Raw genomic sequence first — 11,481 nt, 5'->3', positions numbered from 1 at the left:
ACCTTCCCACCCTTTTTCTGCAAGCCTTTTTATGCTGTACGTTGTCATTCCGGTTTTCAACCGCTTGCCCTACACCCGCGCCTGTCTGAACTCGCTTCGGCTGCAAACCCGCACCGACTTCCGCGTTGTGGTGGTTGATGACGGCTCTACCGATGGCACGGCCGAAGTGCTGGCCAATGAGTTTCCGGAGGTGGAAGTGGTGACTGGCGACGGCAACCTCTACTGGACGGCCGGCGTGAATGCGGGCATCCGCCGCGCCCTGGCCCTGGGTGCCACCCGCGTGCTCACCATGAACAACGACGTACTGGCCCTGCCCGATTTCATCGAGCGGATGCTGGCCTACGCCGACCAGCACCCCACCGCCGTGCTGGGCGCGCTGGAGCTCGACGCCGCCACCGGTGAGCCCGTGTACGGCGGCGAGCGGCTGGACTGGAGCACCAACACCCGCCACGACCTGCTGCGCGAGCTCACGCCCGCCGAGCGCCACGGCCTGCACCCCGTCACGTACCTGCCGGGCCGGGGCCTGCTCATCCCGCTAGCCGTCATCGAGGCCATTGGCCTGTTCGATGAGAAGCGCCTGCCGCACTACCTGGCCGATTTCGACTACACCAGCGTGGCCCGCCGCCACGGCTTCCCAGTGTTTTGCAACTACGATGCCCGCCTTAGCACCTACCCCGACGAAAGCGGCCAGGAGCAAACCCGCCGCCAGCGCACGCTGCGCGGGTATTTGCAGCATCTGTTCGGTATTCGGGGCGGCGGCAACCTGCGCAACTTCACGCATTTCTCCCTCAAAAACTGCCCCCGCCCCTACCTGCCTTATTTCCTGCTGAACGGGTACGCCCGCCGACTGGCCGGGTATTTCCTGCACTGATGGTCATTGCCAAAACAGTCATTCCGACGCAGGAGAAATCTGAGTAAAATATAGCTAACAAAAGCTCTCAGATTCCTTCTGCGTCGGAATGAGAAGCGCCCGCTTCCTTTCACTTCCAACCCCTTCCCTACGCTATGGTTATTCTTACCCAGGACCTCCACGGTTTCGGCAACTGCCTGCTGCTCACCTCGCACTTTTTGGTCAATGCCGTAGAGCACGACTACGAGCTGGCTATTCCGGCCTTCGCAAGCTACGCGCCTTATTTTGAAGGCACGGTGGGCCAGCGCACCAGCTTCTTTGGCCGCCTGCCGGTGCGTCTCAACCCCGACCAGCCCGTGCCCGACTTACTCCACCGTGTGTTGCAATGGCGCGTGGGGCCGCCTGTGCTCCTGCGCCTGCCCTGGCTGCCGCGCCTGCTGGGCGTGCGCCTCGTAGGCGACCTGCCCACCGGCGATGTCGACCTCAATAGTCCCGAATACCTGGCACAGGCCCAGGGCCCACAGCATCTGGTGGTGCACGGCTGGCAGTACCGCGACAAGCCCAACTTCGCCCGCCACGCCGACCTGCTGCGGCGCTTCTTCCGCCCCATCAAGCCGCACCGCGACGCCGTGGCCCAGGTAATTGCCACCAACCGCGCCCACGCCGACGTGCTGGTGGGCGTGCACATCCGGCGGGGCGACTACGCCGGCTGGTACGGCGGGGCCTACCTCTACACCAACGCTACCTACGTGCGGGCCATGCGCGAAATGCGCGCCCTGTTCCCGGCCGATGCACGGGTGCGCTTCCTGCTGTTTTCCAACGAGCCCATTCCGGCCGAAGACTTTGCCGAGTTCGAAACCGGCCGCTCGACTGACCACCCCTTAGAAGACCTGTACGCCCTGGCCGGCTGCGACTACATCATCGGCCCGCTGAGCACGTATTCGATGTGGGCCTCCTTCTACGGCCGGGTGCCGCTCTGCCACCTGCACGGCCCCGACCACCCCGTTGAGTCGCTGGAGCAGTTCGTGGTATTCGAAGACCAGGAAACTGTGCGCTGGGAATCGGAAAAAGTAGCATTAGTATGAGCCTGCCCACTTTCTGGCCGCGCCCGGCGGCCCGCGCCCTTGTGCTGCTGGCCCTGACCGGTGCGGGCCTGGCGTCGGCCTGTGGGCGGCACCCCAGCGGGCCGGCCCAGCTCATTGTCCGTAAGGGCGGCACCTACACGGGCACGTTCGGCAGCACTGATTCCAGCCTGCCCTGCGTGAGCATTCAAACCACCGAGCCCGTCACGCTCAGCGGCTGCGTGCTGGCCGGGGCCGGCAACCTGATTGAGGCCACCCGGAGCGGGGCGCAGCTCACCATAGTGAACTGTCAGGGCTACGGCCTGGCCCAAAGCCTGGACAACATCCGCCACGGGCACTTTCTGGAAGCCAACTCGGCCAAATCCGTGCGTGTCGAACACAACTATTTTGAGCACACCAGTGGCATCAGCATCTATCAGTGGAGCGGCGACGGCACCCCCGCCCAAACCCTCACCGTGCGCTATAATTCGGCCCGCAACATCGACGGCCGCTACCGCAACGGCGGCAGCACGCCGGTCAACTTTCTGGGGCTGAACGGCCTGCCTAACCTGGCCGGCATAGAAGTGGCCTGGAACCAGGTCATCAATGAGCCCAACCAGTCGCTGGTCGAGGACAACATCAACTTCTTCAACTCGGGCGGCACCCGCACCAGTCCGGCCCGCTTGCACGACAACTACATTCAGGGTGCTTACCCCATCCCGGCCACCAGCGACACCTACGCCGGCTCGGGCATCACCCTGGATGGCACCGGCCGGGCGCCCATCACCACCACGGCCTGGGTGGAGGGCTACGACAACCAGCTGGTGAGCACCTGCGCGGCCCTAAACATCGCCTCGGGCCACGACAACCACTTCCACCACAACCGCATTATCACCAGCGGCCTGCTGCCCGATGGCACCCGCCTGGCGGCCAACTACGCCGGCATTGGCGTCTGGAACGCCTACAAGCAGCCGCCCACCGTATTTTTCCACAACCACGTCAGCGACAACGTGGTGGGGTTTGTGCACTGGGGCGGCAGCACGCCCCTGCCCAACCGCCAGGACCTGAGCACCGGCGCCTGCCCCACCTGCACCGCCACCACCCACCTGCCCAACCCCGTTACCCTACAAACCGAGCAGGCCGAATGGGCCTTGTGGCAGCGCAAGCTGCGGGCACAGCACGTGCACGTGGGGCCGGCAGCCACCTCGGCCCTGCCCAGAATGCCCCCTCAACAGCCCCTCAGAGCCGATAGCGGGTCCCTACGGAGCATCCTGACGTCATTCAGACCAAAACTACAGTAATAGCCAGACTTGAATTAATTCAATTAATATTAAGTATTGGCCGACTTCAGCTTAAAATATAATATTGCATATATTAAACACTACAACCTGATTACTATTGCACTTTGTCAAGTTTATAAAATTTTATTAAGCTCAAATAATTAGTTTAAACAATCATATATATTAGTTGAATACGCCGTTAGGCAGCATTTATAGCTCTGGAAAAGGGGAACTTCGTCAGCGGAACCACGAGCCATTGCAAAGCAATCAACAAGCCCCTATTAAGTTTAAATGGGCTTTACAGAGGCTGCTTTGATGAATTTTATCGGGCAAATCGGCGGTTATAAAGGCGGCATTCCCAAGCTGAGAAAACTGTCCCACGGGTGCACCAGCGCTGGAGCGCAATTTTAAATTGCATTTTATGATATATAACAAATTCCATCAGAAGGCTTGGAACAAATAGATTTTTGGCTGGGTTGAAGGGGCCAATGCCAATCATTTTTTTCGTTTCAAGTTTTTCAAGAATGCAAAAAAATCTCAAGCACACCTTCGCTCTTTCCCCTGTATCACGCCCCCTTACTGGTATTCTTTCTGCAGCTATTGGTTGTTTCCTCGCGGTAGCACCTAGCGTGAACCCAGTAATGGCGCAAGCTCCTAACGTTACTTATTCCGGCCCTCTTACGATTACGCAGGGCGGTACCTATAGTGGCAATTACCGTAGCACCAGTTCTGATGTGCCGGTTATTACGATTCAGACTACGCAACCCGTTGTTATCGAGAACTGCGTATTGGTAGGTCCCGGCGATATCATCGACGGTAAGAATGGTGGGGACAACCTCATCATCCGCAACAACAAGGCCTACGGCCAGACCCCAACCGTGGACAACCGCCGCCACGGCCGCTTCGTGGAAGTGAACTCGGCCAAGTCGCTGGTAATTGAGCACAACTACTTCGAGCACACCACGGGCATCGACATTTACCAGTGGGGCGGCAGCGGCACTACGTCGCAGACCTACACCATCCGCTACAACCAGTCGAAAAACCTGGACGGCCGCTACCGCAACGGCGGCGGCACCTATTGCAACTTCCTGGGCGTGAACGGTGCGCTGAACGTGCCCGGCGCCGAAGTGGCCTGGAACGAGATTATCAACGAGCCCAACCAGTCGCTGGTAGAGGACAACATTAACTTCTACAACTCGTCGGGCACCTCGGGCAGCCCGCTGAAACTGCACGACAACTACGTGCAGGGCGCCTACCCCTACCCTGCCACGGGGTCGAGCTACACGGGCTCGGGCATCACGATTGACGGCGACGCCCAGACGGCCAGCGGGGCCACGGCCTTTATCAATGGCTACAACAACCAGCTGGTGAGCACCTGCGCGGCCATGAACATTGCTTCGGGCCACGACAACCACTACTATAATAACCGCATGGTGACCTGCGGCCTGCTGCCCGACGGCTCGAAGATGCCCGCCGGTTACGCTGCCGCCGGCCTCTGGAACGCCTACCAGCAGTCGGGTTCGGTGTTCTTCAACAACGACATGACCAATAACTTCATTGGTTTCTTCTACCAGGGCGGCAACACGCCCTACGTGAACCGCCAGGACACCAGCCCCGGCGCTTGCCCCACCTGCACCAGCACCACGCACATTGCCGACCGTCCGCTGACGCTGGCCGATGAGCAGGCTGAATGGACCTTCTGGACGCAGAAACTCTCGCAGAACGGCATCACCCTCGGCGCGGGCGGCACCAGCGGCGGCGGCACCACTACGCCTACTGCCCCCAGCGCCCCCACCGTTAGCCTGAGCGTGGCCAGCACCGGCACCGTAGGCACTGCCCTGAACATGACGGCCACCGCGGCTTCGACCAACGGCACCATCACCACCGTGGAGTTCTTCAACGGCGCTACCAAAATCGGCGAAGACCTGACGGCTCCTTATTCCTTCAGCTACACGCCCACGGCAGCTGGCACCCTGAGCCTCACGGCCCGCGCTACCAACAACGCCGGTGCCGCTACTTCGACCGCCGTTTCTTCGGTAACCGTAACGGCTCCGACCACAACCACACCGACCACGCCTACCACGGGCACTACGCCCACCAACGCCACCTTCGTGCGGGCCATTAACGTAGGCGGCACGGCCACCACCATCGATGGCCTGAGCTATGAGGACGGCAACAGCGCCAGCAACTTCCAAATCAACGGCTCACCCTTCTCGAACCAGAGCGTGACGCTGAACCCGGCCACCGACGCCGCCCGTGCCGACATGATTCGTTCCTCGGTGTATGACCCCAACATCAGCGCTGCCGTGAGCGGCGTGGCCAGTGGCACCTACAGCGTGTACCTCTACATGTGGGAAGATAACAACCCCGTGACTCTAAACATCACCCTCGAAGGCCAGACCGTGCAGTCGAACTACAGCAGCGGCTCGGCCGGCCACTGGGACCGCCTCGGCCCTTTCACGGCCAACGTGACCGACGGCACCATCAACATCGGGACGGTGAGCTCCAACAACAACAACCTGTCGGGTATCGAAATCTGGAAGCAGAACACGACCACGACTACGCCCACCACGCCCAGCGCCCCCACCGTTAGCCTAAGCGCCCCCAGCACCGGCACCGTAGGCACGGCCCTCGCCCTGACGGCCTCGGCCGCCTCCACCAACGGCACCATCACGAAAGTGGAGTTCTTCAACGGCGTAACCAAGCTCGGCGAAGACCTGACGGCTCCTTATACCTTCAGCTACACGCCCACCACGGCCGGTACGCTCAGCCTCACGGCCCGCGCTACCAACAACGCCGCTGTTGCTACCACTTCGGCCGCCGTTAGCGTAACCGTTACCGCTCCCACGACCACCACGCCGACCACCACCCCGCCCACCTTCGTTCGGGCCGTGAACCTGGGCGGTGGCGCCATCACCCTCGACGGCAAGAGCTGGGCGGCCAGCGCCAGCGCCTCCAACTTCCGCGCCACCGGAGTTTCCACCTTCTCGAACCAGAACGTGACCCTGACGCCCGCCACCGACGCCACCCGTGCCAGCATGATTCGCTCGTCGATGTACGGCAGCAGCACCGGCATCGCCCTGAGCGGCGTATCGAGCGGCACCTACAGCGTGTACCTCTACGTATGGGAGGACAACGGTGCTGAGACCTTCAACATCTCGCTCGAAGGCAAAACCGTACTGAGCGGCTACAACAGCGGCTCGGCCGGCCACTGGGACCGCCTCGGCCCCTTCACGGCCAACGTGACCGATGGCACGGTGAACATTGCCACCACCGGCGGCATGGCCAACCTCTCGGGCATCGAGCTCTGGAAACAGGCTACCCCGCTGCCCTAGTCAGTTCTCTCAATTGCGCATCGCGCACCTGCTCAAAAGCCTGGCCCCTGCGGCCAGGCTTTTTTGGTTTCGGGGCAATGCACTGTAGCGCGGCCTTTGTAGCCGGCACCACAACCGCTCCTCGGTATATCGGTATAATATCGGGTTTTATTTGTCGAAAAAATAAATTAATCAATGAACAATATATGAATGTTGATATAAATTACTATCTTGCTATCACCTTCTCTATCCCGGGGTACCCGAAAGTCATCTCCTACCTCATTTTAACCGCTGCTTATGAAATGCGCATTAATTACTGGAATCACGGGCCAGGACGGGGCCTACCTTGCCGAGTTGCTGCTGGCTAAAGGGTACGAAGTACACGGCATCAAGCGCCGCTCGTCGATGTTCAACACCGACCGCATCGACCACTTGTACCAGGATTTGCACGAGAAGGACGTGCGCTTCAAGCTGCACTACGGTGACCTGTCGGATGCCACGAACCTGATTAGAATCGTGCAGGAAGTGCAGCCCGATGAGATTTACAACCTCGGGGCTATGTCGCACGTCAAGGTTTCGTTCGACACGCCCGAGTACGCGGCCGACGTGGACGGGCTGGGCACGCTGCGCCTGCTGGAAGCTATTCGCATTCTGGGCCTGGGCAAGAAAACCCGGCTCTACCAGGCCAGCACCTCGGAGCTGTACGGGCTGGTGCAGGAAGTGCCGCAGCGCGAAAGCACGCCGTTTTACCCGCGCTCGCCCTACGCGGTGGCCAAGCTCTACGCTTACTGGATTACGGTGAACTACCGCGAAGCCTACGGCCTGTATGCCTGCAACGGCATCCTATTCAACCACGAGAGCCCACGCCGGGGCGAAACCTTCGTCACGCGCAAGATTACGCGGGCGGTGGTGCGCATTGCCCTGGGCTTGCAGGACAAGCTTTACCTGGGCAACCTAGACGCCAAGCGCGACTGGGGCCACGCCAAAGACTACGTGGAAGCCATGTGGCGCATGCTGCAGCAGGACCAGCCGCGCGACTACGTCATTGCCACCGGCGTGACCACCAAGGTGCGCGAGTTTGTGCGGCTGGCCTTTGCCGAGCTGGGCATTGAAGTAGACTTCGCGGGCGAGGGCGTGGCCGAAGTGGGCTACGTGGTAGCCTGCCACAACCCCGACTACCAGCTGCGCCCCGGCCAGGAAGTGGTGGCCGTGGACGCGGCCTACTTCCGCCCCACCGAGGTGGAATTGCTCATCGGCGACCCCAGCCGGGCTCGTGCCGAGCTGGGCTGGGTGCCGAACTACGACCTGGCCGGCCTGGTGAGCGACATGGTGCAGAGCGACCTGACCCTGTTCCGGCGCGACACCGTGCTGCTCGAAGCCGGCCACGCCGTGCTCAGCTACCACGACGAGTAGCTGGCCCCGCGACCGCGCCGTTGCATCGTTTCGATTTCGCTTTATCACTCATGGAAAAGAATTCCAGCATCTACGTCGCGGGGCACCGCGGCATGGTGGGCTCGGCCTTGCTGCGCGAACTCACGCGCCGGGGCTACACCAACCTCATCACCCGCACCTCGGCCCAGCTCGACCTGACCAACCAAGCCGCCGTGGGCCGATTTTTTGCCGAAACCCGGCCCGAATACGTGCTATTGGCCGCCGCCAAGGTGGGCGGCATCCACGCCAACAACACCATGCGGGCTGATTTCATCTATGAAAACCTGATGATTACGGCCAACGTGCTGCACGAAAGCCACCGCTGCGGCGTGCGCAAGCTGCTGTACTTGGGCTCGTCGTGCATCTACCCTAAGCTGGCCCCGCAGCCCATTCGGGAGGAATACATCCTCACCGGTCCGCTGGAGCACACCAACGAGCCCTACGCCATTTCCAAAATCGCGGGCCTGAAGATGTGCGAGGCCTACCGCGAGCAGTACGGCTGCAATTTCATCACCGTGATGCCCACCAACCTCTACGGCCCCAACGACAACTACGACCTGGAAAGCTCGCACGTGATGGCCGCCCTGCTGCGCAAGTTTGAGGAAGCCGTGCAGCACAACCGGCCCCGCGTGGACGTGTGGGGCACCGGCACGCCGCGCCGCGAGTTCCTGCACGTGGACGACCTGGCCGAGGCCTGCCTCTACCTGATGGACCACTACGACGAAGCCGCCCCCGTGAACATCGGCACCGGCCAGGACCTGTCCATCCGCGAGCTGGCCGAGCTGATTGCCGAACTCACGGGCTTCGCGGGTGAAATCCACTTCGACTTCTCGCGGCCCGATGGCACCATGCGCAAAGTGCTTGACGTGAGCCGAATCCACGCCCTGGGCTGGCGCCACCGCCTCTCGCTAAAAGCCGGCCTGCGCCAGGTATTGGCTTCGGCCGAGTGGCAGGCCGCCGGCCAGGGCCAGCCCGTGGAATAGCCCGGCCGCCACCCCTTCTCTTCCCGCCTTTAGCTTTTTTCTGCTGTGAAAATGCCTGATATTCTGAACCGGGGGCGGCAGCGGGTGGGCCGCCTGCTGCGCGAGCTATTGCCCCGCCGCCAGCACCTGCGGCCCGTGGGCGTGCACCCCGGCAGCCGCGCCCTGGCCGCCTGCCCCGGCAGCGGGACCAGCTACACCGAAGTGTACCCCGCGCAGGTGTCGTACCTGAACGTGACGCCCGACCTGTATGCCCACACCACCGACTACGGCGGCCTGCACGCCAAGCCCAACCGCGTGGAGCACACCCCGGCCGCCTTCGTGCTGAGCCTGGTGGAGGGCCGCCTGCTAGCCGACAACGCCCTGAGCGTGGCCATCATCAGCCCCGACAACCGGTTAGTGGGCGATGCCTCGTTTCAATACGATGCGCAACGCTCGGACCTGGCCCGGCCAGAGGACAACAACGTGTTTGCCCAGCGCTGGTTCTCGGAGCCGCGCCGGGTGCGGGGCACGGTGGCCAGCCTGCTCTCGGGCGGCGGGGCCGCCGTGGGCAACTACTACCACTGGCTGATTGACTCGCTGCCCCGCCTGCACTTGCTCAAAAAAGCGGGCTTGTGGGATGAAATCGACTATTTTCTGGTGTACGATGGGCAGCGGCGCTTCGTGGCCGACTCGCTCCGCGCCCTGGGCATCCGGCCCGAGCAGGTGCTCGACCTGCGCACCCACCGCCACCTCGTGGCCGACCGCCTGCTGGTGACCTCGGCCGTGCGCGGCGCGGGCACCCACACCCCGCAGTGGGCCTGCGCCTTCCTGCGCGACGAGCTGCGCGCCGCCGCCGCCGTGCCCCAAACTTTCAGCCCCTACGTGTACCTGAGCCGGCGCGACGCCCCCGCCCGCCACGTCCTCAACGAGCCCGACGTGGAAGCCCTGCTGCGGCCCTACGGCTTCGAGACGCACGTGCTGAGCGACTACAGCTTTGAGCAGCAGCTGGCACTGTTTGCCGGAGCGCGGGCCGTGGTAGCCCCCACCGGTGCGGGCCTGGCCAATCTGGTGTTTGCTCCGGCTGGCACGCCGGTGGTCGAGCTGTTCCCCAAGCACTTCACGGTGGTGGAGTACCCCGAGCTGTGCTACCGCCTGGGCCACCGCCACCGCTACCTCGTGGCCGATGCCGCCGACGGCCCCATTACCTCCCGCCGCGCCGGCTGGCGCGAAAACCTCACCGTGGACCTCAACGCCTTGAGCAGCTGCCTGCACCAGGTGTTGTGAGGCCCGGCACCCCCATTCGGGCTACACTCCTCCCACCAGCAAACTTATCTGACTATGCAAGACCTCCTTACCCGAGCCCAGCGGCGCACCGGCCGGCTGCTGCGGGACTTGGTGCCGCACAACGAGCACCTGCGCCCCACCGGCGTGCACCCTACCGCCAAAGCCCTGGCCGCCCAGCCCGGCAGCGGCGCGCATTACGTGGAAGTGTACCCCGGCTATACCTCGCACCTTACCGTACCCGACGAGTTTGTATCGCTGGCCCCGGCTTACTACGACCGCATTGCCGAGCAGGAAGAAGTGGCCCCCGCCTTCGTGCTGATGCTGCCCAATGCCCGCATCAACGCCGACAATTTCGGTACCATTGCCGTGGTGGCGGCCGATAACCACTTGGTGGGCGATGTGTCGCTGCAGTTTTCGGCGGGCAATTTCGCGGTAGCCCCCCCAGCGGAAAACCCCATTTTCCGGCAGCGCTATTTCCGCACGCCGGGCCAGGTATCGGGCACGGTGTGCAGCTTGCTTTCGGGCGGCGGCGCGGCCATGGGCAACTACTACCACTGGCTGCTCGACTCGCTGCCCCGCCTGCATCTGGTGGAAGAAGCCGGGCTGTGGGATGAAATCGACTACTTCCTGATTTACAGCCGCGAGCAGGCCTTTGTGATGGAAACGCTGCTGGCCCTGGGCATTCGCAGCGAGCAGATTATCGACCTGCAAACCACCACGCACCTGCGCGCCCAGCGGCTGCTGCTCACCTCGCCGGTGCGAGGCACTGGCCGCCACGCCCCGCGCTGGGCCGCTGAGTTTATGAAGGATGCCTTCCGGCCCCTAGCGGCCGGGGCAGCCCGCGCCACGCGCTTCAGCCCGCTGGTGTACGTGAGCCGGCGCGATGCCGCCTTTCGCCGCGTGCGCAACGAGGCTGAGGTGGAAGCCCTGCTGGCCGAGTACGGCTTCGAGAGCTACGCCCTCACCGAGCTGAGCTTCCGCGAGAAAGCAGCCCTGTTTTCCGGGGCGCGGGCGGTGGTGGGGCCGGTGGGTGCGGGCCTGGTCAACATCATGTTCTGCGCCGAGGGCACGCCGCTCATCGAGCTGCTGCCCCGCAACCTGGTGGTGCCCGACTACCTCGACCTCACGGCCCGCCTGGGCATGCCGCACTACCCCATCATCTGCGCCCTGGAATCGGCTTCGGCCCAGCGCGCTACCGCCGACCGCCAGGACGACCTCACCGTGGACCTGAATGCGCTTCGCCAAGCCGTGGAAATGGCCCTGCGCCAGCCAGTGAGTGCGTGAGGCAGCGCGGTAGCA

General features: G+C 62.9%; 8 protein-coding genes. All 8 read left to right on the top strand.

Going from position 1 to position 11,481, the window contains the following annotated elements; genetic code table 11:
* Positions 1-31 precede the first annotated feature (31 nt).
* The 8 genes from I7X13_RS15135 to I7X13_RS15100 all read left to right on the top strand — a co-directional run bounded on the left by I7X13_RS15135 (position 32) and on the right by I7X13_RS15100 (position 11,466).
* Positions 32-871: a glycosyltransferase family 2 protein gene (locus I7X13_RS15135; protein WP_198076138.1), complete on the top strand. Its 840-nt coding sequence runs from the start codon at positions 32-34 to the stop codon at positions 869-871.
* A 134-nt stretch (positions 872-1,005) separates the two neighbouring features.
* Positions 1,006-1,935: an alpha-1,2-fucosyltransferase gene (locus I7X13_RS15130; protein WP_198076137.1), complete on the top strand. Its 930-nt coding sequence runs from the start codon at positions 1,006-1,008 to the stop codon at positions 1,933-1,935.
* A complete protein-coding gene (locus I7X13_RS15125) occupies positions 1,932-3,212 on the top strand; it encodes a hypothetical protein (protein ID WP_198076136.1) in 1,281 nt (426 codons plus the stop codon). Before I7X13_RS15130 ends, I7X13_RS15125 begins: the two co-directional genes overlap by 4 nt.
* 620 nt (positions 3,213-3,832) lie before the next feature.
* A complete protein-coding gene (locus I7X13_RS15120) occupies positions 3,833-6,526 on the top strand; it encodes an Ig-like domain-containing protein (RefSeq protein WP_198076135.1) in 2,694 nt (897 codons plus the stop codon).
* A gap of 276 nt (positions 6,527-6,802) precedes the next feature.
* The gene (gene gmd, locus I7X13_RS15115; protein ID WP_198076134.1) at positions 6,803-7,918 is read left to right on the top strand and encodes a GDP-mannose 4,6-dehydratase; all 1,116 of its coding nucleotides are present in this window, start codon (positions 6,803-6,805) and stop codon (positions 7,916-7,918) included.
* Positions 7,919-7,968: 50 nt separating this feature from the next.
* Positions 7,969-8,919: a GDP-L-fucose synthase family protein gene (locus tag I7X13_RS15110; RefSeq protein WP_198076133.1), complete on the top strand. Its 951-nt coding sequence runs from the start codon at positions 7,969-7,971 to the stop codon at positions 8,917-8,919.
* A 51-nt stretch (positions 8,920-8,970) separates the two neighbouring features.
* Positions 8,971-10,182, top strand: coding sequence for a glycosyltransferase family 61 protein (locus tag I7X13_RS15105; protein ID WP_198067399.1), 1,212 nt, complete (start codon positions 8,971-8,973; stop codon positions 10,180-10,182).
* Positions 10,183-10,236: 54 nt separating this feature from the next.
* On the top strand, positions 10,237-11,466 hold the full coding sequence (locus tag I7X13_RS15100) for a glycosyltransferase family 61 protein (RefSeq protein WP_198067398.1): 1,230 nt from the start codon (positions 10,237-10,239) through the stop codon (positions 11,464-11,466).
* The last annotated feature ends 15 nt before the right edge of the window (positions 11,467-11,481 follow it).

Source organism: Hymenobacter negativus (assembly GCF_016056375.1).
Classification (GTDB): domain Bacteria; phylum Bacteroidota; class Bacteroidia; order Cytophagales; family Hymenobacteraceae; genus Hymenobacter; species Hymenobacter negativus_A.
Note: the sequence above shows the minus strand (reverse complement) of the source record. Positions and strands in the feature narration are given on the sequence as shown.